The sequence below is a fragment of the Aequorivita sp. IT1282 genome (assembly GCF_058068205.1).
Genome location: NZ_JBYRHR010000002.1, coordinates 137,361 through 159,706, shown reverse-complemented (window position 1 = coordinate 159,706; position 22,346 = coordinate 137,361). Strand labels below are relative to the sequence as shown.

21 protein-coding genes and 1 pseudogene are annotated in these 22,346 nt (G+C 35.0%); 17 read left to right on the top strand and 5 right to left on the bottom strand.

The genetic code is table 11. The features are described 5' to 3' along the window. Positions 1 to 9 precede the first annotated feature (9 nt). The 6 genes from wecB to AC3RVG_RS04560 are packed head-to-tail and all read left to right on the top strand — an operon-like array spanning position 10 to position 6,675. Positions 10 to 1,146, top strand: coding sequence for a non-hydrolyzing UDP-N-acetylglucosamine 2-epimerase (gene wecB / locus AC3RVG_RS04585; RefSeq protein ID WP_489690268.1), 1,137 nt, complete (start codon positions 10 to 12; stop codon positions 1,144 to 1,146). Beyond that, positions 1,136 to 2,344, top strand: coding sequence for a UDP-N-acetyl-D-mannosamine dehydrogenase (gene wecC / locus AC3RVG_RS04580; RefSeq protein ID WP_489690267.1), 1,209 nt, complete (start codon positions 1,136 to 1,138; stop codon positions 2,342 to 2,344). Before wecB ends, wecC begins: the two co-directional genes overlap by 11 nt. 15 nt (positions 2,345 to 2,359) lie before the next feature. Continuing rightward, positions 2,360 to 3,055, top strand: a complete 696-nt coding sequence (locus AC3RVG_RS04575; RefSeq protein ID WP_489690266.1) for a GNAT family N-acetyltransferase — start codon at positions 2,360 to 2,362, stop codon at positions 3,053 to 3,055. Next, on the top strand, positions 3,052 to 4,182 hold the full coding sequence (gene rffA, locus AC3RVG_RS04570; protein WP_489690265.1) for a dTDP-4-amino-4,6-dideoxygalactose transaminase: 1,131 nt from the start codon (positions 3,052 to 3,054) through the stop codon (positions 4,180 to 4,182). Before AC3RVG_RS04575 ends, rffA begins: the two co-directional genes overlap by 4 nt. A 38-nt stretch (positions 4,183 to 4,220) precedes the next feature. Next, the gene (locus AC3RVG_RS04565; RefSeq protein ID WP_489690264.1) at positions 4,221 to 5,384 is read left to right on the top strand and encodes a TDP-N-acetylfucosamine:lipid II N-acetylfucosaminyltransferase family protein; all 1,164 of its coding nucleotides are present in this window, start codon (positions 4,221 to 4,223) and stop codon (positions 5,382 to 5,384) included. Further along, the gene (locus tag AC3RVG_RS04560; RefSeq protein ID WP_489690263.1) at positions 5,374 to 6,675 is read left to right on the top strand and encodes an MOP flippase family protein; all 1,302 of its coding nucleotides are present in this window, start codon (positions 5,374 to 5,376) and stop codon (positions 6,673 to 6,675) included. The genes AC3RVG_RS04565 and AC3RVG_RS04560 overlap by 11 nt, the downstream gene beginning before the upstream one ends. A gap of 34 nt (positions 6,676 to 6,709) precedes the next feature. Here the strand turns inward: AC3RVG_RS04560 and AC3RVG_RS04555 are convergent, their stop codons facing one another. The 5 genes from AC3RVG_RS04555 to AC3RVG_RS04535 all read right to left on the bottom strand — a co-directional run bounded on the left by AC3RVG_RS04555 (position 6,710) and on the right by AC3RVG_RS04535 (position 12,628). Next, positions 6,710 to 7,621, bottom strand: a complete 912-nt coding sequence (locus AC3RVG_RS04555; RefSeq protein WP_489690262.1) for a hypothetical protein — start codon at positions 7,619 to 7,621, stop codon at positions 6,710 to 6,712. Positions 7,622 to 7,639: 18 nt separating this feature from the next. Continuing rightward, positions 7,640 to 8,767, bottom strand: coding sequence for a T9SS type A sorting domain-containing protein (locus AC3RVG_RS04550; RefSeq protein ID WP_489690261.1), 1,128 nt, complete (start codon positions 8,765 to 8,767; stop codon positions 7,640 to 7,642). 16 nt (positions 8,768 to 8,783) lie between these two features. After that, positions 8,784 to 9,698, bottom strand: coding sequence for a T9SS type A sorting domain-containing protein (locus tag AC3RVG_RS04545; RefSeq protein WP_489690260.1), 915 nt, complete (start codon positions 9,696 to 9,698; stop codon positions 8,784 to 8,786). 355 nt (positions 9,699 to 10,053) lie between these two features. Next, positions 10,054 to 10,719 carry a methyltransferase domain-containing protein gene (locus AC3RVG_RS04540; RefSeq protein ID WP_489690259.1) on the bottom strand — a complete coding sequence of 222 codons (666 nt, stop codon included), beginning with the start codon at positions 10,717 to 10,719 and terminating at the stop codon, positions 10,054 to 10,056. Positions 10,720 to 10,807: 88 nt separating this feature from the next. Beyond that, positions 10,808 to 12,628 (bottom strand): heparinase II/III domain-containing protein, encoded by a 1,821-nt coding sequence (locus tag AC3RVG_RS04535; protein WP_489690258.1) that lies wholly within the window; start codon positions 12,626 to 12,628, stop codon positions 10,808 to 10,810. Between the two features lie 249 nt (positions 12,629 to 12,877). Between AC3RVG_RS04535 and AC3RVG_RS04530 the strand changes: the two genes are divergently transcribed. The 11 genes and pseudogenes from AC3RVG_RS04530 (at position 12,878) to AC3RVG_RS04480 (ending at position 22,336) form a co-directional block, all read left to right on the top strand. Next, positions 12,878 to 13,951 carry a hypothetical protein gene (locus AC3RVG_RS04530; RefSeq protein ID WP_489690257.1) on the top strand — a complete coding sequence of 358 codons (1,074 nt, stop codon included), beginning with the start codon at positions 12,878 to 12,880 and terminating at the stop codon, positions 13,949 to 13,951. Next, positions 13,941 to 14,942, top strand: a complete 1,002-nt coding sequence (locus AC3RVG_RS04525; RefSeq protein WP_489690256.1) for a hypothetical protein — start codon at positions 13,941 to 13,943, stop codon at positions 14,940 to 14,942. The genes AC3RVG_RS04530 and AC3RVG_RS04525 overlap by 11 nt, the downstream gene beginning before the upstream one ends. Before the next feature lie 70 nt (positions 14,943 to 15,012). Continuing rightward, a complete protein-coding gene (locus AC3RVG_RS04520; RefSeq protein WP_489690255.1) occupies positions 15,013 to 16,179 on the top strand; it encodes an O-antigen ligase family protein in 1,167 nt (388 codons plus the stop codon). Further along, the gene (gene asnB / locus AC3RVG_RS04515; protein ID WP_489690254.1) at positions 16,167 to 17,999 is read left to right on the top strand and encodes an asparagine synthase (glutamine-hydrolyzing); all 1,833 of its coding nucleotides are present in this window, start codon (positions 16,167 to 16,169) and stop codon (positions 17,997 to 17,999) included. Before AC3RVG_RS04520 ends, asnB begins: the two co-directional genes overlap by 13 nt. A gap of 16 nt (positions 18,000 to 18,015) precedes the next feature. Further along, positions 18,016 to 19,098, top strand: coding sequence for a glycosyltransferase family 4 protein (locus AC3RVG_RS04510; protein ID WP_489690253.1), 1,083 nt, complete (start codon positions 18,016 to 18,018; stop codon positions 19,096 to 19,098). A 338-nt stretch (positions 19,099 to 19,436) separates the two neighbouring features. Continuing rightward, positions 19,437 to 19,592, top strand: a pseudogene (locus AC3RVG_RS04505) (DapH/DapD/GlmU-related protein); the annotation flags it as partial. Between the two features lie 68 nt (positions 19,593 to 19,660). Then, positions 19,661 to 20,290, top strand: coding sequence for a sialate O-acetylesterase (locus AC3RVG_RS04500; protein WP_489690252.1), 630 nt, complete (start codon positions 19,661 to 19,663; stop codon positions 20,288 to 20,290). Positions 20,291 to 20,330: 40 nt separating this feature from the next. Further along, on the top strand, positions 20,331 to 20,549 hold the full coding sequence (locus AC3RVG_RS04495; protein WP_489690251.1) for a hypothetical protein: 219 nt from the start codon (positions 20,331 to 20,333) through the stop codon (positions 20,547 to 20,549). An 80-nt stretch (positions 20,550 to 20,629) separates the two neighbouring features. Beyond that, positions 20,630 to 20,941, top strand: coding sequence for a hypothetical protein (locus AC3RVG_RS04490; RefSeq protein WP_489690250.1), 312 nt, complete (start codon positions 20,630 to 20,632; stop codon positions 20,939 to 20,941). A gap of 244 nt (positions 20,942 to 21,185) precedes the next feature. Continuing rightward, the gene (locus AC3RVG_RS04485; protein WP_489690249.1) at positions 21,186 to 21,551 is read left to right on the top strand and encodes a hypothetical protein; all 366 of its coding nucleotides are present in this window, start codon (positions 21,186 to 21,188) and stop codon (positions 21,549 to 21,551) included. Between the two features lie 38 nt (positions 21,552 to 21,589). After that, the gene (locus tag AC3RVG_RS04480; RefSeq protein WP_489690248.1) at positions 21,590 to 22,336 is read left to right on the top strand and encodes a WecB/TagA/CpsF family glycosyltransferase; all 747 of its coding nucleotides are present in this window, start codon (positions 21,590 to 21,592) and stop codon (positions 22,334 to 22,336) included. Positions 22,337 to 22,346 lie beyond the last annotated feature (10 nt).

The following is a 22,346-nucleotide window of genomic DNA, read 5'->3' as shown; positions in this document are numbered from 1 at the left end:
AATAATTTAATGAAAAAGAAAAATCTAATCGTTTTTGGAACAAGGCCAGAAGCTATAAAAATGGCTCCCTTGGTTCAAAAATTTTTAAAGAACCCAAATTTTATCACCAAAGTCTGCGTTACCGCACAGCACCGTGAAATGCTAGATCAAGTTCTTGATTTTTTCGAAATAACTCCAGATTTCGACCTAGATTTAATGCGGCCAAATCAAAATCTGTATTCCTTAACGGCAACCATCATTGAAAATATGAAGGCCGTATTGGACGAGGTAAAACCAGACTATGTTTACGTTCACGGAGATACTACAACTTCTATGGCAGTTGGTATTGCAGCCTTTTATAGCGGCGCGAAAATATGCCACGTAGAAGCTGGTTTACGCACCTTTGATAGGCAATATCCTTTCCCCGAAGAATTTAATAGGCAGCTAACGGGAAAAATAGCAGATTACCATTTTTCGCCTACTGAACTTTCCAAGAAAAATCTTTTGGCCGAAAACACAAAAGAGGAAAATATTTTGGTAACTGGAAATACAGTAATCGACGCACTTCTATATGGAATTGATAAGGTCAATGCCGAAAACTTTAAAGACGCCGAAATTGAAAATTTAAAAACTTTTTTAAATTTTCAGAAAAAAATAATCCTGGTAACAGGCCATCGAAGAGAAAATCATGGAGATGGACTTATTAGTATTTGCGCTGCCCTGAAAACCATTGCAGAAAATAATCCGGAGGTGCAAATAATATATCCAGTTCACCTAAATCCAAACGTTATAGGCCCCGTAAATGAACTTCTTGGAGGCATCGATAATATATATTTAGTAGCACCATTGGCATACCCTGCATTTATTTGGCTAATGGAAAAATCCTATCTTATAATTACGGACAGCGGCGGAATACAAGAAGAAGCACCCAGCTTGGGAAAACCGGTTTTAGTTACTAGAACAACTACCGAGCGCCCAGAAGCGGTAGAAGAAGGCACTGTAATTTTAATAGGAACGGATGCCGAAAGAATTATTGAAGAGACTGGAAAATTATTGAAAAATCACGATTATTATAAGAGTATGAGCATGCTCCATAACCCTTACGGCGATGGGCAAGCAACGCAACGAATCGTAAATTATATAGAAGCATTAAAAGATGGAAAATAAGCCCACTGTTGTAATGATGGGGTTAGGCTATATAGGCTTACCCACTGCCGCTTTAATAGCGAGCAAAAAACTAAATGTAACTGGTGTAGATATTTCACAAAGTGTAATTAATACAATTAACGAGGGGAAAATTCACATTGTTGAGCCCGATCTCGACGGCCTGGTTCATCATGTAGTGAAGCAGGGCTATCTTAAAGCTTCCACAGAGCCAATTGCGGCAGAAGTTTATCTCATTGCGGTACCAACACCCTTTAAAGAAAATCATGTGCCAGACCTCTCTTATGTAGAGAGCGCGGTTAAAAAAATAATTCCTACGCTCAGTAAAGGGGCTTTGGTTATTTTGGAATCAACCAGTCCTGTAGGTACAACCCATAAAATCCAAGAAATAATTTTTGCGGAACGCCCAGACCTAAAGGGCGAAATTTACATAGCTTATTGCCCAGAGCGTGTTTTGCCCGGCAATGTAATTTATGAATTGGAGCAAAACGATCGCGCAATAGGGGGAATAGACGACGCCTCTACCGAAAAAGCTGTTTGGTTTTACAAGCACTTTGTTAAGGGAGAACTACATAGAACCAATTCACAAACCGCTGAAATGTGCAAATTGGTTGAAAACGCATCGCGCGATGTACAAATAGCCTTTGCAAACGAGCTTTCCATGATTTGCGATAAAGCAAATATAAACGTGTGGGAATTGATCCGTTTGGCAAACAAACATCCACGTGTAAATATTCTTCAGCCAGGAACGGGTGTAGGCGGGCATTGTATAGCGGTGGATCCATGGTTTATTGTTTCTGAATTTCCGGAAGAATCTAAAATAATTCGCTCTGCTCGCGAAATCAATAATTACAAAACAGAATGGGCCATTGAAAAAGTAAAGAATGCGGCACTTCAGTTTAAAATTGCAAAGGGCAGAGATGCAACTATTGCGTGTATGGGCCTTGCATTTAAACCAAACATAGATGATTTAAGAGAATCTCCAGCGTTACACGTTGCAGAAGCGCTTAAAAATGATGGTTTTGCAGTTTTATTTGTGGAGCCTAATTTAAATAAACACAGCAAATACCCGTTAACTGAAACCAAAGAAGCTACAGAAAAAGCCGATATCGTTGTGTTTTTAGTCGCGCACACCGGGTTTCGCGGGCTAAAGTTAAAAGAAGATATAGAGGTTTTTGATTTTTGTGGCGTACTCAATTAATAATTTGAAAAATAAATGCTTGTAGAGAAGGTAAATTGGGATAGTGATTTTTTTGGCTATAATGTGGGCAAATTAGTACTATCTAATAATTCAGACTTCAACTGGGAAACATTTCAGAAAGCAAGCGAAGCATTTAAGTTGGTGTATGTTTTTTCCGAGAAAAAACTGAATTATGCACCCTTAAAACTAATGGATGAAAAGGTTGTATTTCAACACAAACTTGATTTTCCAAAAAACATGACTTCCCATAAATGCATAAGCTCTTTCAAATTTTCTGAAGAAGGCTATGAACAATTAAAACAACTTTCTTTGGAAAGTGGGCTATATTCTAGATTCAACCAAGATGAGAATTTTCGAAATGATGAATTTAAAAGAATGTATCTACAATGGATCGAAAATTTGGTTATTAAAAACGAAGCCTTTGAAATAATTGTATACTTAGAAGGCAACGATATTCTAGGTTTTGCATCTTTAAATAAGAAAGACGATACTATTGCAAATATTGGCTTAGTTGCGGTTAGTAATAACGCACGAGGAAAAGGTATTGGTGCCCTAATCATTGAAGAAGCAATACATAGTGCTGCAAAATATGGTTATAAAAGTGTTGAGGTTGTAACACAAATAGATAATCAAGCTGCCGTTGGACTTTATAAAAAATGCGATTTTAAAATAAAATCAATTACAAATATTTATCACTACTGGAATCTATGATACCTTTTAACAAACCATTTCTTTCCGGAAACGAACTTCAATATATATCAGAAGCTGTAACCTCTGGCAAAATTTCTGGAAACGGCATTTTTACTAAAAAATGCCAACATTTTTTTGAGGAAAAATTTGGTTTCAATAAAACGCTATTAACAACCTCTTGTACAGACGCGCTAGAAATGGCAGCGTTGTTAATCAATATAAAGCCTGGAGACGAAATAATTGTACCATCTTATACATTCGTTACCTCCGCCCTCGCTTTTGTGCGTGAGGGAGCTAAAATTGTTTTTGTAGATAGCAGAACAGACCATCCTGGAATGGACGAGCAGAAAATTGAAGCTGCCATTACCCCAAAAACTAAAGCTATTGTAGTTGTGCATTATGCTGGAGTTGCTTCAGATATGGATGTTATAATGGATGTGGCCCTTCGCCACAACTTGTATATTATAGAAGATGCAGCCCAAGGTATAGATTCATATTACAAACAAAAACCCTTAGGTGGCATTGGCCATCTAGGTGCTTTTTCTTTCCATGAAACGAAAAATATTATCTCTGGCGAAGGTGGATTACTGACTATAAATGATAAGAAATTTATGGACAGATCTGAGGTTGTTTGGGAAAAAGGCACCAATCGCTCTGCTTTTTTCAAAGGTGAAGTAGATAAATATGGGTGGGTAGATACTGGTTCTTCATTTTTACCTTCAGATATTATTGCAGCATTTTTATATGCTCAGCTAGAAAATCTAAAAACGATACAAACAAAACGAAAAATTCTGTGGAATACCTATTTTGAAGGGCTTCAAAATCTTCAAAAATCTGGAAAAATTACACTTCCCTCCATCCCCGAATTTGCCACCAATAACGCCCACATGTTTTACGTGGTTACTGAAAACCCGAAGCAACGCGATGGGTTGATTGCATTTTTAAAAGAAAAGGGTGTACATGCTGTTTTTCATTACCTTTCACTTCATAAAAGTTCATTTTATGAAGGATTATACGGCAAGACCGAACCCCTCCTTAACGCAGATAGATATTCCGAGAATTTAATTAGACTACCCTTGTTCTATGAATTAGAAATAGCACAAGTGGAATATATTGTACAGTGCATTTCCGATTTTTATAAAAATTAGTAACAACTTTGCCATAGCATCAATTAAATTCAAACCCTTTGAAAATACTTCATATAACTTCAGATGAAAAGTTTATAAATAGTATTTACTGGCAGTTCGAGAATGTTTTTCCGGGAAAAAATGAGTTTGTGGTTTTTTTGCCCAAAGGAATTACAAAGCCAAAATATGTCGCACTAGAGAATAATCTTCAAATAATTTCTGAAAATGCGCAGGGACTTGCACATTGCTTGAGCACGATTAATAAGTTCGATTTAGTTATTTTTCATGGCTTGATGTACTTCCAAAGCTTAGTTTTTTTGAAATCGAAAAACCCTGAAAAATTTGTTTGGTTTTTTTGGGGTGGTGAACTTTACGACAATCCGGCCGCGAATTTTGCCAGTACAATGGGAGCCAAAACGATCAAAACCCAAACCCGTGAAAGTATTAAGGGTAAAATAAAAAAGGCTATAAGACCCTTCTATTATCAATTAAAACATGCCTCCCTAACTCCTGAAAAATCTGTTTTAAAAGCTGCGCGGCAAATAAAGAATTTTGGGGTAATCCACGAAGAAGAATTGACGTTGCTGCAATCAAAACAGTTATTGCGCAAAGATGTAAGGCATATTAAGATGTCTTATTACCCAATTGAATATATCTTTAAAGGAATTGAGAATAGCACGGTTACACAGCAAAATATACTGGTGGGCAATTCCGCTTCCCGAACGAACAATCATTTGGAAGCTTTCGAGATTTTAAAAATGATGCCATTAAACTATACTAAAATAATTGTACCGCTAAATTATGGCGATATGAATTATGCAGGTAGAATCGTAGAAAATGGAAAGAGCCTTTTTGGAGAAAATTTTCACCCTATTACTACATTTCTGCCTTTACAGGAGTATAATACATTTATTGCCCAATGTGGCATTGTAGTGATGAATCATTACAGGCAACAGGCCATTGGTAATATTCTGGCAATGTTGTGGATGGGCGCAAAGGTATATTTGGATGAAAAGAATACATTTTATCATTATCTAAAAAGAAAACAGCTTCATATATATTCCATAGAAAAAGATTTGCGCCCAGAGAATACGGAAGCTTTGACAAATCTGGAAACAGAAAAAGTTGCCCATAACAGACAAGTTTTAACGACCGAAATAAGTTTTGAAACCTTAGAGACAGACCTTAAAAATCAATTGACAGCAATAGTGAATGAGTATTAGCAAACAGGCAATAAACGGTGTAAAATGGACCACGGTTGCAACCGCGACCATTGCTATTTGCATGTTGTTGAAAATTTCAGTTTTAACCCGGTTTTTAGATAAGGCCGACTTCGGGCTAATAGCACTGGTTACCTTTATTCTCGGATTTATGGATTTGTTTATGGATATGGGCATAACTTCTGCCATACTCCACAAACAGAATATACAAAAGAAGGAATATGCAAGCTTATACTGGCTGAACGTAATTTTTAGTTTAATCCTCTTCGTGCTAATTATTGCATTAAGCCCCCTTTTAGCAGGTTTCTATAATGAGCCATTATTGGTGCCGCTTATTACCCTTATGGGAGTGGGCATCATCTTTTCGGCCGTTGGAAGGCAATACAAGACCATTTTACAAAAGGAAATTGAATTTAAGACCATTGCCTTGGTAGAAATTATTGCCGCCGTAATATCGTTAATTTTGGCTATTGTATTGGCCATAGAAAATTTTGGCGTCTATGCCCTAGTTTATTCTGCCTTGGCGCAATACTTTATTAGCAATGTTTTGTTTTTTATTATTGGGATAAAGAAACAGCCTCTATTGTTTCATTACAATTATGCAGAAACCAAACCTTTTTTAAAAATAGGAATATACCAGGTTGGAAGCCAAGTGGTAAACTATTTCAACAGAGATTTGGATATTTTAATTGTAGGGAAATTTTTCGGAACAGATTTATTGGGTGGCTATAGCCTTGCGAAACAACTTGTATTTAGACCTGCCCAAATATTGAATCCAATTTTTACACGCGTAGCGAGCCCTATTTTGGCAAAAATGCAGAGCAATATAAATTTATTGAAAACAAATTATTTGAAATTATTGAATGCCGTTAGCAGCATTAATATTCCAATATATACGGGTATTATAATTTTTGCGCCACTAATAGTTACCATTTTATACGGCGAGCAATACCTCAACATTGTTCCCGTGGTTCGGATACTTAGTATTTATATGATATTTAGGGCCATCGGAAACCCTGTGGGTAGCCTGGTTATTGCTACCGGAAGAACAGATTTGGAATTTTTCTGGAATGTTTTCACGCTAATCTTTTTGCCAATTGCTATAATTCTTGGCGCACAATTTTCAATAGAAGCGGTAGCAATAGCAATTACAGTTGCAATGGCAATATTGCTGGTGCCAAGTTGGCGGTTTTTGGTTTATAGATTAACGGGTGCCTCGCTCAAGGAGTACCTAGTTGCTATAATCCCAAAGTTTAAGTATGCTGAAATAAGGGCACTTTTAAAAAAGAAATAAACGTACCAATTAAATTATAAGCTAGCTATTTTCACTAATCAACAGCCTCATATTCTAATTCTATTATTACATTTTGCTGAGGGATAGTTATTTTACTCGGATAATTAGCAGCATTGTATTCATATTGAAAAGTAGTGTACACCTCCCCGTTCACTTTATATTCTGTGGGATTATTTGTATTGTTGAAATTATAAAAGTGTGGAATTTGGTTTAGCCAAACTAATTGGATTGGAAAATATATAAACCCACCAATGTCCCTAGCAGCATGCCCATAAATACTCGGTAGATATCCACTTCTATAGGTATGCCAATTATTGGCCTCATCATAGGTTATTTCTGTAACATTAGAGCCATTGGTTAATTTGGTTAAATTGCCATTATCATATTCAAAATAGACTCTATCTACGTGTGAATTATCTATATTAAGACAGGTATACTTTGTAATATTGTTATTGCTGTCAATTTCAAGCGTTACTTCATAATTAGAAATATAGATTTCTGGTGGACCGCCATCGAACAATTCGTAAGTATGTGTATATCTATAATTTAAAGGGGCATCAAATTGGAAGTCGGTGTCCGAAAGAATATCTTCCCCAGTTTGATGTCTTGTAAGACCCGTCAAGGTAGTATTGGAATACTCGTAAGTTGATCTAGCCGATGGATTTCCTGTGGCATCCCTATAACGGGAATATTCGGTTAGAATCTTGTTGTTTTGATTGTAAGTAAAGTCAATGTTTGTATATCCTGTTGGGCTGGGGTCGCCTCTATAGGTTAATAAGCCCTGAGCGTTATAATTCAATATAAATTCATAATTACCCTGACTATAACTTTTAAGCCTTAAATTAGTAGTGTTATCCGAAGTGTTTGGATCATCTTCGCTGCAGGCTACCACAAATAATAGTAATGCCAATGACCATATTAAATTATAGGTTTTTGAAGTTTTCATAATTAATATGTTTTGGGGCTAAGACTTTATAAACTTTTTTGTGATGGATTTTCCCTGAAAAGAGGCATTTAAAAAATATAATCCAGAAGCTAAATCTGAAATATCCAACGTAGTATTTGACGTTGTTCTAATTAGCACACCCGTGGTAGTGTAAATTTGAATAAGTTCCGGAGTTTCTTTGGCTTTGATAATTAAAATATCTCTTGCAGGGTTAGGAAATAAATCGAAAGTTGCTAAATTTTGTTCGTCAACCCCAAGTACACATTCTTCACTAAAATTTGCTGTTGTATCTTTGCACCAACCCACCATAGGATCGCCACGGTAACACTGTCTGTTATTTGCATTTACAACATTATCAACTTTTATACATTGAAGATTTGGATTATTTTCCGCATCCATATATGGCATATTTATATTATTACCATTTTTAATATTCAAATATGTTAATTGATTATTATAACAATCTAAAGCAATTAAATTTGGGTTTTGACTGAGATCTAAATGCGTTAGGTTTGCATTACTAAAAGTTATGTATCTGAGTTTAAAATTTTGGGTCACATCTATGTTAGAAAATTGAGTATCTTTAAAACTAAGGCCTTCTAGATTTGAGTTTTGACTAACATCTAGACTGGTTAATTGTGTTGAATCACAATGTAACTTTTTAAGACTGGAGTTGTGTGTTACATCAAGAGTGGTCAATGGGTTTATAGAAACCCATAACTCTTCCAAGTTTGGGTGCTGAGTTACATCTATATTCGTTAATTCATTGTGATAACAAACAAGCAACTCCAGATTCAAGTTCTGCGATATCTCTAAATTCGTTAATTGGTTCCATGAGCAACGTAATTTTTTTAGGTTTTGGTTTTGTGAAATGTCAAGGACCGTCAATGAATTGTCGTGACAGTTTAAATCTTCAAGATTCACAAAACTTTGAATACCATTTAAGGCTTGTATTCCTTTGTGTTCAATAGTTATTATTAGAGTAGCTTCAGCTTCAGTTACTTGTATTTCTCCATCACCATTTGTATCAATTATTGGCGAATGGTTCAGTAATGCGTTTTTAAAATTCGCATCTGGAATATTCACGATTTGGGCTTGAGCAATACTGCTTATAAGGAATAGCGTAATTATGTAGTAAATCTTCATTTTGATTTTTTTTTGATTAATCTTTTAAAACCTTTTTGACTACGGTTCCTTTACTAGTTTGGATTTTTAAATAATATACTCCAGCGGAAAATGATTTAAAATCTATTTTCTCAAAATTATTATATAACGTTTTAAGTTTTTTACCAAATATGCTGAAAATGGTTAGCATTTTAATATACAATCCATTTGTAGTCTCTATGTTTATAAAGTCAATTATGGGGTTAGGATATACTGCTAAATTTAGAATTGAAAAGTTATCTTCCACCCCCATCAATTCACATTCTGTTTGCCCTTCCTCTTCTACATAAATAGTAGTTGGATCAATATCGGTCCAGTTTATCGTACTATAACTACAATCGTCAACATAAATATACGGAAGGTTTGGGCTGTTTATTACTACAAACTCTTGAATTACGGTATTATTACCATTTCTTATATCAACTTTTACCAAAGTATTATTTTGACCAAAAAGGCGAACTTCCCTCAAGTTTGGATGATTTGACAAATCTAATTCTGGAAAAGAATTTTCACCACATGTTAGATACTTCAAACCTATATTGTGGCTTAAATCTAAACTATTAATAAGATTGTTAAGACAACTAAGTTCCGTTAAATTTGTATGTTGACTAAGATCTAATGCGGTTAATTGATTATTATTGGCCGTCAATGCGCTTAGATTAACATTTGGATGCAAAGGAATATTAGAAAAATTATTATTACTTGCATCTAATGTTATTAAACTAGAAAAATTCTCTAATCCAGTAAGGTTATCAATATTTTGATATTGGATATTTAAAAAATTAACATTTGAAATATTACTAGTCAACACATAATCGTCTAGAATATCATCAAATCCTAAATCAATTAATCGTTGCTCAAAATTGTCGTCAGGCACATAAGTAGTTTGCGCATATACTGTTAATAATGGCATTAGGATAATTAGGAATACAAACTGAAGTCTCGTGATATATAAAATTTAAATTTGAAGATACTAAATTTTATATACTCCGTGGAATAAAGCTAAATGGTATTTTTTTCCATCTTTGGAAAATTGAATTGTGCGGTCCTATATCTGGATATTAGAAACAGAATTTTGTATAATTCAGATTATACCTAAAACCTGGAAAATTAATCAATTGCCAACCCTTCACTTTTTTACCTATGGTAAGTGCGTAAGCGAATATTGAAGCCTAGATATGGAAATTTCTTTTGCCGTAATTTTGTCATTATTACTGAATGATTGTTTAACGGCCTTAATGTTTTTTGGAAACAAAACCGTTATTACATTATGTTATTAAATACGCTGTAATCGATTTCGTCATTCCCAAAAACTTTTCATTATAGATTTCAGAATTGGGAAACAGTGCTTTCATTTTCTTTTTTGAAACAAGAATTATTTGCTCCGCCTGGTCTTTTGCTTCTTCAGTAGAAATTTTTGTACCTCTGGAAAGTTTCGTTTTACTCAGTACAAAAACCTTGGCTTTTTTAGGTAGAAACTGAAAATAGGGCAGTAAATAATGAGGTTCTACAAAGAAGTATTTATAGGGTGTTTGTATATAAAAATTCTTCCCCACCCGCTGCACTTCCTCTGCCATTCGAATCTGATTCTCTTGGGTGTAAAGATGTTCAATGACCGAATTAGAAAAAACGAGATCAAATTCTTTATCCTTAAATTCTGAAAGATTGCAGGCATCTCCTTTAACCGAAATCATATTGGAATAATGCGTATCGAATTTGGTAAGATTTAAAAGAGTAATCTGCACATTCGGTTTTTTATCATAGCCCCTATTTACCCAAAAAGATTCGGTACCCCCTACGTCCAGAATGGTTATGGTTTGGTTGCCTTCCAGTTTTTTTAGTTGCCCTTCAAAAAAGGCAAACCTTTTATTCCTGAAGCGGTTTGCAAGTGAATTTTTATTGTTGTAGTTGGCTAGGTTGTTTATAAAGGACATATTTTGAAGTTTAATGTGAAAGCAGTAGTAGATAAAGAAAAGGATTTTTTATAAATAATTTCAACAATTTTAAGCAAAAAAAATGGTCTTACTTTAACTTAAAAGTAGATTGCTTACCGTCTTTTATGAAATGTATTGAATTCCCATGAATAGTACAGTTTACAATGGGCGTTTTATATAAGTCTGATTGTATTTCAATTACAGTAATTAGCTTATTACCTTCTTTTCGCACTTTTACCTGTGGTATAGGCGTAAGCGAATATTGAATCCTAGATCTGGAAATTTTTTGTGTAGTAATTTTGTCATTATCGCTAAATGATTTTACGATAGCTTTAATGTTTTTTGGAAACAAAACCGTGGCACTATTCTCTGAAATGGTAACATTTAAATTCGCCTTTTCACTAAAATTAAATTGTTGGCTTATACTTTTAATGAGATTTGCATCTTTGGATTCTGCCCAATCCTCGAGCACAATAACGTTCGGTTTTATAAAATACAAATTGCGTTTTACTTCTATAGAATCATAGATATTGTGTTCGGCAGAAATTATGTCTATATCGTCACTTGTATAATATCCCGTAAGTTTTGAATATTGGCCCTCTTTACCCAATTTATAATCCGCATCGTTAATAGCAATGGAATTATGTGCAAAAACTGATGTTAAAAAGGGTCTATATGTATTTTCATATCCATAATAACCTTGATCTGTAAGAATATCAATTCCAAGTGTTTGAAAGATGAATTGTAAATCATCATTGTGTTTATGGGTCAGGGAGTAATAATTTGCAAAAAGTGCTACATAACTGCTGTCATCTGCTTGAGTGCGTAACGTAGCAATGTTGTTTTCAAAATTAACCATGGATGGCAATCTTTTGCCAGACATAACGTCTAAAATGCGTTGGTCATTACCAAAACTTTCTGCCAAATGTTGGTTTAAATACTCAATACCACTATCGCCCCAAATAGGAAAAGTAAGGTCTGGCTTAACCAATTGCAAGAGCACATCATTCTTTTTCAATAATTTAAGTTGAAAAGCAGGGTTGATATCTTTTTTTTCAATAAGGTCTATTATTTTACGGTCCAGATTGTGATTAAAGATGTGGTAAGTTGTGGCATGTTCTTTTGCCAAACCACTATCATCAATTATATAATCAATATTTTTTAATGCACGGGTAACCGTGGGTTCGTAAATAGCTTTGTATAATTGTGCGTTCGTTTTTGTAATTTTTGCAAACGTTAAAAGGCTTCTATCCATTATCAATGCATGATTGGTGGCATGATAATTATTAGGATCTAACATATATGTGGCATTGAGAGACTGGAGATCAAAAACCTTTTGAATAAAGTCGGTATCTGGATCCTCCTGTTCTAATTCATTGTACACAGTTTGTAAAAGATGTGCCGTCCTCATGCCCACTGTTCCCATTTCCCAAGTTTGATCTGAGGTTTTTTCCTCGAGAGATTTGTGTGCCGCTACATAGCTTAAAACATAGGCTTTCGCTTTTTCGTGATATTGCTTGTCGCCATAGCTGTGGTAGGTATGATTTAAAATAGATACAAAAAATAGATTTTCAAAATACGCTTGCCAAATAGCATTATTCTCTGGATTTTCTGTCCATGTAATTTTATTTAGAGGAATATATTGGGGTTTAAAGGAATGTAGAACAACTAATGAATCCTTTAAAATTAAATCTGCATATTTTTTCGTTTGGATGGAATCATAGGGCACGGTTCTGGGTATTTCATCAAAATTTATCGATTCCGAAATATCATACAAACTAAGGGCGTAGTTTTTTTTACCCAAACGGATTTCAATAGCGGTGTCTTTTAATTTTTCGGTTCTTGATTTATTACAGCTTAGAAAAAGCAGGGCAAGAAAAAGACACATTATAAATTTTCTAATTTTCATAGATGTTAATTAAGCCAAAAATTGGTTGCTATTTTTATTTCAAATCTACATAAAATTAAATCTAGAAATTTTTACGAGCATTACATTTATATATTTGTTACCGGTTATGATAAAATTTAAAAAACAGTAGCTTTGTGGCAACACTGGAAAGCGCTAAATTTTCCATAAACTTTTGCATTGAAGTCTATATATCAAATTATACTGATCGTCCTTTTTTTAACTGTTAGCACTCTTAGCTTCAGTAGTCTCATGGCATTATGCCTAGTGCTTCTTTTGGCTGGTGCATGGGTGGTCGCAAAAAAAGGAAAGCTTGAAGTACCGCACTATGTTATTATTGCGGGCTGTTTATATGTACCATTTTTAATTTTGGGTTTAATTCACCAGTATCCTAATCCTACAATAGATATTAAATTTCAGTTCTACGGCCTTATTTTTTACCTGTTCTTGGTAAATGTGAAGGACTTTAAGTTACTGCGGTTACTCTTTATTTTAAATGCCGTAGTGGCTGTGGTTTATATAATGAGCTATTTAGGCTTTGTGCCCAGTCTGTGGAATATAGATACCACAGGTAAAGGTGGCCGTGTGTATGGTCCGTCTATTATACCTATAGTGCTTATTGGGTTTTACTACTTATACAACAGAATGTCTCTTGACATGCCCCTCGCTATTTCGTGGGTAATTGCCTTGGTTTACCTGTTTCTTACTTCAAACTTACAGAACCTTGTAACTGCAGGAGTCTTGCTTTTGTTGATAATAATAAATGTGAAAAAACTTTTTAACCCAGCTTTTATAGTAGGTTTTTCGCTGATGATTGTTGTGTCTGTAGCATTCTTTAATTCGAAATATGCGCCAGAGGCAATTAAGGAAAAATTGCCCTATGTTCTAAAACCTTGGGAATATGAAAGTTTGAAAATTCGTATTCAGGATTTAAACACGGCCCTTATAACAGAAAATTTTACCTGGTCTGAAAAAATAATTGGGAAAGGTTTTGGCGTAAATACAACAGTTTATCGCGAAAACAAAATAGCGCAATATTTTAGCGGGAAATTTACATTTCTGGAAATAGACAATGGATTTTACTATATCTATCACCGAGGTGGATTTCTATTGCTATTTATATTTTTATTAGCCCATGTTTATCTGGTCTATAAAATACCTTCTATGAAGGCAAAACTCGGATTTATGGCCATAGTACTAATTACAAATCTGCTATCCATTCATTATTTTACAAACGTATTCTATTTAATTGTGCCATTTTTAATTCTTGAAACCGAGATTCGCAGCAAGCAAAGGCTCCTTAAAAACCCAGGTAATGAAGAATAGTTTATACGTTGTGCCCAATCTGAAAAAGATTTCCGGTGGACCCATTACCCGTATCAATTTGTTTAAAAACACCTTTCAGAAAAATGGAGGCAAAATAATAACGGGAGGAAACAAATTGAAATCGATATTTAAAAGTCGCAATTTGTGCTATGTTGAATCTGCCACTAATAGAATAAGCTTAATCGACGTTTTGCCACTGCTGTTTATAAAATTCAGATCAAAAAAAGTAATTGTTTTTATCCGCGATATTTATATCGAACTTTTCCCTGAAGATTATAGTGGTTTGCGTAAAAAAGTTACGTTTTATTTAAACAAACTGAGCAATTTTTACCTTACTTGGGTCTCTACTTCTATGGTGTTTCCTACTACGGAAATGGGTGAAGTATTTTTCAAGAAAAATAAAATTTTTCCAACACGTCCATTTTCCGATTTGCCGCCCGGAACCTATAATATTACAGAAAATGTGCAGCCTCCGGATTTTTCTAAAAAACTGGGGCTTTTATATTTGGGAAGTATTGATTATAAAAATTCTGGGTTTGAAGCTTTTGTTACCTTTTCAAAAAAATATGCCCAACACTACAATTTCTTTGTGTTATCTGGAGCAGTCAATATTCAGGAAATGGTAGAAGGCAGTCCGATAAAAGCTACAAAGGTTCCCAGAAATGAAATTTCGCAATTTATTCAAAATAACAATATTGCTTACGCGCTGCATACGCGGCCACGAAATATGTACGACGATCTAACGTTTCCTATAAAAGTGTTCGATTTTTTAAGTTTTCAGCTGCCATTTTTTACTGAAAAACATATTCCTTTACAGAAGCTTTTAAGCAACGATTATCCTCTTTTTGCATCTTTTGAAAATATAGATGCAATACACCAACAAATTCAAAAAATAGGAGCAGCAGAATACGAAGCCTTGCTGCAATCCCTAAAAAAAATAGCCTTTAACAACACCTATGATAAACGGTATAAAAAGTTACTGGATCAATAATTCGCCACGGCGAGTTTTTTTTGAGGCCAGCACCTATCTATTTGTCGCCACTTTACCGTTGTGGGAAAATTTGAATACAATTATATTATGGTTTTTTATTGCCTCCTCCATATTTCTGCTAAAACCAAAGGAGCGATTTCAGAATCTTAAAAAAAACAAAATTGCTTTTTACTTTTTGGTGGCCCTCTTTTTATTGTTTGTAATGGGCTGGTTTTTTTCAACGAATGTAAAAGACGCACTTCGGGATATAGAGCGTAGCTTAGGCCTTGTTTTAATTCCTTTTATAATTCTGTCGCATAAACGCGAAGACTTTAATCTAAAACGAACTTATATTTTCTTTGGAATAGGCCTATTTACCGGAATGGTAATATGCTGGGCGTATATTATTGAATCCATTTTAACCAATGCCACCCCGTGGGTACAGGCAGGATATTTTTTTAAGTGGATATACAATGGGTGGAATGCCTTAATACCTTTGGAGGCGCACCCAAGCTATTTTGCAGTAATGCTGGTAATCTTTATACTGGGAATTATACGAATGCCTGAATTTATTAATTTAAGGAAAAACAAATTGAAACTCGTGCTACTATTGGCGCCGTTCTTTCTATTTTTGATAGAAACCAGTAGCCGAATTGGAATTATTTGTTTGGTAGTAATGATTGTTATAACCATTTTTAGAAAGCTGGAAATTAAAAAGATATTCTATTTCATAGGTTTGGTAATACTTTTGGCAATTTTGTCTTTAAAGTTTGATTATTTAGGAACCAAATTCTCCGCAATTGTCGATACTCAAGGCAATGTAACCCTGGACAGATACCCAAGGTGGATTGCAATTCTCTCTGAATTCGATGACCGTGGCAACTATATTTTTGGGGTGGGCACTGGCGACTCCCAAGCGTTGTACAATTTAGCTTATAGCAAGGGCGATTTTACCATAGCTCTAAACAATAAATACAATGCCCACAACCAATATTTGGAATTTCTTGTTTCAAACGGGATTTTGGGATTGCTCATTTTTCTTATTGTTTTACTCATTTTTTATAAAAAAACTAGGCTTACAGGAGAAGCATTGAGCTTCTTTATAATTGTTGCTCTATTTTCATTTTCAGAAAGTATATTCGGAATAAGTAAAGGCGTTTTTATTTTTGCGTTTTTCTATTCCTTTTTTATTCTTTGGTATCCAAATACCAAAGAACTTAACCAAAACGAAGCAAACGAACGTCTATGTGTGGAATAATTGGTTCTATTAATAAACCGTATAATTTAGATGCGCTAAAACTAATAGCGCACCGAGGGCCCGACGCTTCAGAAATTGAAAGTTTTAAGGTTGCCCAACACGATATTAGATTGGGCCTTGTACGGCTTGCAATTGTTGAACTTTCCGATGCGGGAAGGCAACCCATGATTTCTTCCTGCGGAAAATTCGCTATTACGTTCAATGGCGAAATTTATAACCATCTGGATTTAAGGAAAAAACTAAAAGAGGTTGAGTTTAAAGGCCATTCCGATACTGAGACCATTCTTTATTACCTAAGAAAATATGGCATAGACAGCGTTAACGATTTCAATGGAATTTTTGGATTTTCATTTTTAGATATTGAAAATGAAAAATTGTATTTGACTCGCGACCATTTCGGGGTAAAGCCTGTTTATTACTTTAAAGACGATACAAGCTTTATTTTTTCCTCTGAAATTCGCCCGGTTAAAAACTTGATGGATAACGCTGCGCCAGATTTTAATAACCTGCCAACCTTACTACGTCTTCGTTATCTGCCTTCACCATTAACCCTGCACAAGGATATTCAAAAACTAAAGCCTGGCCATTATATTGAAGTAGATTTGGCTTCGAAAACTTTGCATTTTAAGGAAAAGTATTTTGTAAAGGAATATATAACACCTCAAAAAATTACAAAACAGAATACGCTGGAAGGCTATGAAACGCACATTGAAAATGCCGTAAAAAGGCAATTAATGGCCGATGTGGAAATAGGCATTTTTTTAAGCGGAGGTGTAGATTCGGCAGTTGTTGCGGCGATAGCGCAGAAACATTCCGACAAAAAACTAAAAGCCTTTACCGTAGGTTTTGAAGGCTTGCACGAGGAAGATGAAATTGATGCCGCCGCCGAAACAGCCGAAATTTTGGGCTTGGAGCATTTTTCAACCAAAATAAATTTTGATAATTTTCTTTCCATTTTTGAAGAGACTACACGAATAATTGAAGAACCCTTGGCTACAACATCGGTTATCCCAATGTATTATCTTTCCCAATTGGCTTCAAAATATGTAAAAGTTGTGCTCACTGGGCAAGGTGCAGATGAGCCTTTGGGAGGGTACCAAAGATACCAAGGCGAAGTTATTTCTGAAAAAATTCCACGGGGGCTTATTCATTCGGCAAATAAAATCATTCCCCACATTGGCGTTAAAAATGAACGCATTTTGCGCTCCGTAAATGCACTTGGTGAAAAAGATGACGTGCAGCGATTTTTAAATGTGTATTCTATTTTCACGCAGAACGACATAAAAAAATTACTGAACGTAAAAGAGGAAAAAGCATTTGGGTTGATTTCTTATTTCTATAATACGCTTAATTGTAGCCGAAAAAAAACCTCGGCAGAGCGGATGATGGCTATAGATGTACGCATGAATCTGCCAGACGATTTGCTTCTGTATACAGATAAAATTACGATGAATTTTTCTTTGGAATGCAGAGTGCCAATGCTGGACACCCATTTAGTAGGTTACATTGAAGCGTTGCCAGCAAAAGAAAGATTGGCCTTTAGACAGACAAAAATTATACATAAAGAATACGCGAAGAAAATTTTGCCGGAACGAATCATTAACCGCAAAAAATTCGCCTTTCAATCGCCAACTAAAATTTGGTTTAAAAATTATAACGATCAAATTTTGGAAAAGCTTTTGAACCCTGGTCCATTTACCGAAATATTTAATAGGGAAGCTATTAAGAACGTACTGGACGAGCATTTAAAAGGTTACAATAAGGAAAAGCAAATATTTCTATTGTTGAGTATTTATTATTGGCTGCAGGATAACAAATAAATTTAAGAAACTGAAGATGAAAATATTCCTAATTTCAAATATGTACCCTTCTTCAAAGGATTCTCTCTTTGGGGTATTTGTGAAGAATTTTAGGCTCGAACTTGAAAAAAAGGGAGTTGTTTTTTCAGCAGTATCCGTTATTAAGGGCAAAAAACCGAACAACCTTAGCAAGGCAGTTTCCTATCTAAAATATTATTGTTCCATTTGGTATAATTTTATCTTTAAGAAATACGATCTTTTGTACGTGCATTTTATGTCGCACAATGCGCCAGCCTTGGCTTTTTTGTTATTTCTTTTCAAAAAGAAAAAACCTTTGGTTATAAACGTACACGGAGATGATGTAACAAATTCAAAAGGCAAAAAAATTGATGTGTTGAATAAGTTCATTTTAAAAAAGGTGGATTTAGTGGTTACGCCTTCAACCTATTTTAAGGAAATGATGCTGGAGAACTATCCTTTTTTAACACAAAAACAAATTTTTGTTTCCCCTTCTGGAGGCGTGGACGCAACAAGGTTTTATCCAATGGAAAGAACCAGTAATGAAGTACCAATTCTTGGAATGATTTCCAGAATTGATGAAGGAAAAGGATGGGACGACTTTTTAAAGTCCTTAAAAGTTTTAAAGGAGAAAGGCGTAAATTTTAAGGCGATTATAGCCGGTCAAGGACTTCAGGAACCTATAATGAAAAGGATGATCAACGATTTCGGGCTCCAAAACAACGTAGATTTTCTTGGACTTATAAAGCAGGAGCAATTAGTTCATCTTTACAATAAAATGGATGTAATGGTGTTTCCTACAAAGCGAGAAGCAGAGAGTTTAGGGCTTGTTGGCCTTGAAGCAATGAGTTGTAAAACACCTGTTATTGGCGGCGATATTGCAGGGCTAAAGACGTATATTGAAAATAACTTAAACGGGATGTTATTCGAACCTGGGAATGTTTTAGAATTAACCATTTGCATCGAAAAATATCTTAACTTTTCAAAAGAAGAAAAAGAAAAAATGAGGCTAGAGGCTTATAAAACTGCTACAGCCTATGAAAGCGAATTTGTAATGCAAAACCTACTTGCTCAACTAAAAATAGTATGTACAAGAAATTAATATTGGCTTTTTACTATGGTGTAATTTACCATTTGCCGCATTCAAGATTTATTTCTTTTACGAGGCCTATTCGTTCTTGGTATGTTTCAAAAATATTGAAACTGATGCCTTATGGCGACAAAAGTTTTATAGAGAATAACGTATACCTATCTAATGGCGAAAACCTGAAAATTGGCTCCGGTTGCCAAATAAACGAAAATGTATTTATTCAAAGTGCCTTTATTGGCAACAATGTAATGATTGCGCCAAATGTTGCAATATTAAGTACTTCCCACAATCATTTAAGCACCGAAATTCCTATGGCAAATCAAGGGGAAACAGCACCCAATCCGCCAATTATTGAGGACGATGTTTGGTTGGGCAGAAATGTGGTGGTAATGCCAGGTATTAAAATAGGAACCGGTTCTATTATTGCGGCAGGTGGAGTAGTTACAAAAGATGTAGCACCATTTTCAGTGATGGGTGGGGTGCCGGCAAAACTAATACGTTCTAGAAAATGAAAAATTTGTGGCTCTTAATTTTTTCACTTTTATTAATGGCCTCCTGTGCAAAACCTAAAGTTATGTTTGTACTTGCCGGGCAAAGCAATGCCGTACATTTGGGAGATACACTTGCATATCATTATAAGAAGTTGACGGGCAGTGAAATTTATATAATACAATGCGCCAAAGCTGGGAGTGCGTTAAATGCAAAAGCCGAAACAAATAATTGGGGAAATTGGAGCCCTACCGGAACTTTATTGGATGCAAGTTTTGATGAAATAGATAAAAGACTTTCCTTCATTTATCCTCCTTACAATAAAGAAGATACTATAAAGGCAGTAATTTGGTCCCAAGGAGAAAACGACGGCGAAGCAATAGGAAAAAGTATTTTAACAGCTGAAGAATACAAGGCTGATTTAAAAAACTTAATTTCAGAATATAGAAAAAGATATGGTTCCACTTTGCCCTTTATCATAATTGAAACGGGAAGGCATGCCACTTGTAAGGAATGTGACGAGGGATATACCGTTGTTCGAAAAATTCAAGGAGAGGTTGCAACAGAAGATGAGTACACTTACATAGGTTATAATGAAACAAAGGACTTTATTGACCGCAAATGGCTAACGGACCCCGTACATTATAACCCAGAAGCCCTTAATGATATTGGGGAAAAATTAGCTAATTTTATGGTAGCGAACGGTATTCAGTAAATATTATTCATTACATTTATTTCTAATTAAATTTAACGTTATGAGAATTTCACCCTACTTTTTAATCATCTTTCTTTTTATAGGATGTACAAATAGCGATAATGTTACTGAGGAATCAGAAAGCCCATTAGTAATAACCAGTTTTTCTCCAGTTGAAGCATCCGTAGGAGATGAGATTGTTTTTCTAGGCGAAAATATTGATCCAGCAATTATATATAGAATTTCTTCAACGGAATTGAAAGTGAAACCACAAGCGTAACCGAAACCCAACTTATTACCACAATACCGCAAGGCGCCACTTCTGGCGAGGTGGTTATAGCTTATGAAGATTTCACACTAATGGTAGGTACCATCGAGATTGTTGAAATTATTGAGGAATTGGATAAACTATACGGATACCTACCAATTCAGGGGGGTGGATGTGATGTTTTGAAAATCTATAATCTAGATGTTAATACAGGAATGATGATAGATGAAATTGCCCAGCTGCATAATCAATCTTGTTATGAATATCATTCTTCAAATTTTTATAGAGAAGCAAATATTTTCGTACACACCTTCATTATACGTTATGGTCAAGGAATGCCATATGGTAAAGGATGTAGCATTTTAAATTTAACTACTGGGGCTAGGCCAGTGGACATTAAATGACGGCGGAGATAGAGATGGCAGCATCTTAGCTGCTATTAATAATAAAATATACTACATATATCGCTATTATGATAGTATTGATGATATTTATGAAATTAGATCGGCCAATATAAATAAAACCGATGTTTCAACACATTATGAATTTCCCACAGATTTTATTTACGACATAAAACATTCTGGATTTCTTCCATCTACAAATGAACTGCTTCTCTTCACCACAAATAATACTGGGCAACCTATTTTAATGAAATTTAATGTTGACACTTCTAGTCTTAACAGTACTAACATTTCTGATACATATACGCATATATTTATAACTGCTACTGAAAGAATTTTTGGCGTTAAATCATCGGGGGGCTCCAATCACGAAATCGTTGAATTGGATAAAGCAACTGGAAATATTGTAAGTTCAATTGCTCTTGTTTCAGCAAGGGAGGTTCAAAAAATAGATTATTCTCTTTCTTCAAATAGTATCTACGCCTTAATCAAAGAAGCAAATAATGAGCAGTACCTTTATAAATTGCATCTTGATACTGGGGCGATATCAATAGGTCTTCTAGATGAACAAAATCAACATTTAGATTTTGAAGGTATCTATTTAAACAATTAGGTCTAATAAATACTATCTTTGCTCGCAAAAAAATAATTGTGAGTAATCGCCCACGTATAAATATCCTAAACACCGCCATAGACAACCTCTCCATGCAGGAAACTCTTGCCTTGGTGCAGGAAAAAATACAAACCGGCGAACAGCTACACCATGTAGTTGTAAATGCAGGAAAAGTGGTGGCTATGCAAAAAGATGCAGAACTTCGCCAAAGTGTAAATCAAAGTCATATAATAAATGCCGACGGCCAGTCTGTAGTATGGGCCTCACGGTTTTTAGGGAAACCGCTCAAGGAACGCGTCGCTGGGATAGACTTAATGGTGGGTCTTGTGGAAATGGCACATAAAAATCACAACAAAATATTCCTTTTTGGAGCAAAGGAAGAAGTGGTGAAAAACGTAGTCGATAAATACTCTGAAATCTACAGTCCCGAAATTATTGCTGGTTACCGCAACGGTTATTTCAACCCTTCTGAAGAAGAAGAAATTGCCCAACAGATTGCAGACAGTGGAACGCAGATGCTTTTTGTTGCAATCTCATCTCCCATTAAAGAAAATTTTCTCTATAAATATCGAGATATCCTTAAAAACGTAAACCTAATTATGGGCGTTGGCGGTAGTTTTGATGTAGTTGCAGGAAAAACAAAACGCGCCCCTGCTTGGATGCAAAAGGCTGGCTTGGAATGGTTCTACCGCTTCGCCCAAGAGCCAAGACGCATGTGGAAACGATACTTGGTAGGTAATTCAAAATTTATCTTTTTAGTTTTAAAAGAGAAATTTTCAAAATAGCACCCCGCAC

Excerpts from the sequence above, each read along its gene's own strand:
- asnB (WP_489690254.1), top strand. The coding sequence starts at position 16,167 with ATGTGTGGAATAATTGGTTCTATTAATAAACCGTATAATTTAGATGCG.
- AC3RVG_RS04525 (WP_489690256.1), top strand. The coding sequence starts at position 13,941 with ATGAAGAATAGTTTATACGTTGTGCCCAATCTGAAAAAGATTTCCGGT.
- AC3RVG_RS04510 (WP_489690253.1), top strand. The coding sequence starts at position 18,016 with ATGAAAATATTCCTAATTTCAAATATGTACCCTTCTTCAAAGGATTCT.
- AC3RVG_RS04485 (WP_489690249.1), top strand. The coding sequence starts at position 21,186 with ATGAAATTTAATGTTGACACTTCTAGTCTTAACAGTACTAACATTTCT.
- wecB (WP_489690268.1), top strand. The coding sequence starts at position 10 with ATGAAAAAGAAAAATCTAATCGTTTTTGGAACAAGGCCAGAAGCTATA.
- AC3RVG_RS04540 (WP_489690259.1), bottom strand. The coding sequence starts at position 10,719 with ATGTCCTTTATAAACAACCTAGCCAACTACAACAATAAAAATTCACTT.
- AC3RVG_RS04550 (WP_489690261.1), bottom strand. The coding sequence starts at position 8,767 with ATGAAGATTTACTACATAATTACGCTATTCCTTATAAGCAGTATTGCT.
- wecC (WP_489690267.1), top strand. The coding sequence starts at position 1,136 with ATGGAAAATAAGCCCACTGTTGTAATGATGGGGTTAGGCTATATAGGC.
- AC3RVG_RS04560 (WP_489690263.1), top strand. The coding sequence starts at position 5,374 with ATGAGTATTAGCAAACAGGCAATAAACGGTGTAAAATGGACCACGGTT.
- rffA (WP_489690265.1), top strand. The coding sequence starts at position 3,052 with ATGATACCTTTTAACAAACCATTTCTTTCCGGAAACGAACTTCAATAT.
- AC3RVG_RS04490 (WP_489690250.1), top strand. The coding sequence starts at position 20,630 with ATGGTAGGTACCATCGAGATTGTTGAAATTATTGAGGAATTGGATAAA.
- AC3RVG_RS04535 (WP_489690258.1), bottom strand. The coding sequence starts at position 12,628 with ATGAAAATTAGAAAATTTATAATGTGTCTTTTTCTTGCCCTGCTTTTT.
- AC3RVG_RS04500 (WP_489690252.1), top strand. The coding sequence starts at position 19,661 with ATGTTTGTACTTGCCGGGCAAAGCAATGCCGTACATTTGGGAGATACA.
- AC3RVG_RS04545 (WP_489690260.1), bottom strand. The coding sequence starts at position 9,698 with ATGCCATTATTAACAGTATATGCGCAAACTACTTATGTGCCTGACGAC.
- AC3RVG_RS04575 (WP_489690266.1), top strand. The coding sequence starts at position 2,360 with ATGCTTGTAGAGAAGGTAAATTGGGATAGTGATTTTTTTGGCTATAAT.
- AC3RVG_RS04495 (WP_489690251.1), top strand. The coding sequence starts at position 20,331 with ATGAGAATTTCACCCTACTTTTTAATCATCTTTCTTTTTATAGGATGT.
- AC3RVG_RS04555 (WP_489690262.1), bottom strand. The coding sequence starts at position 7,621 with ATGAAAACTTCAAAAACCTATAATTTAATATGGTCATTGGCATTACTA.
- AC3RVG_RS04530 (WP_489690257.1), top strand. The coding sequence starts at position 12,878 with ATGGCATTATGCCTAGTGCTTCTTTTGGCTGGTGCATGGGTGGTCGCA.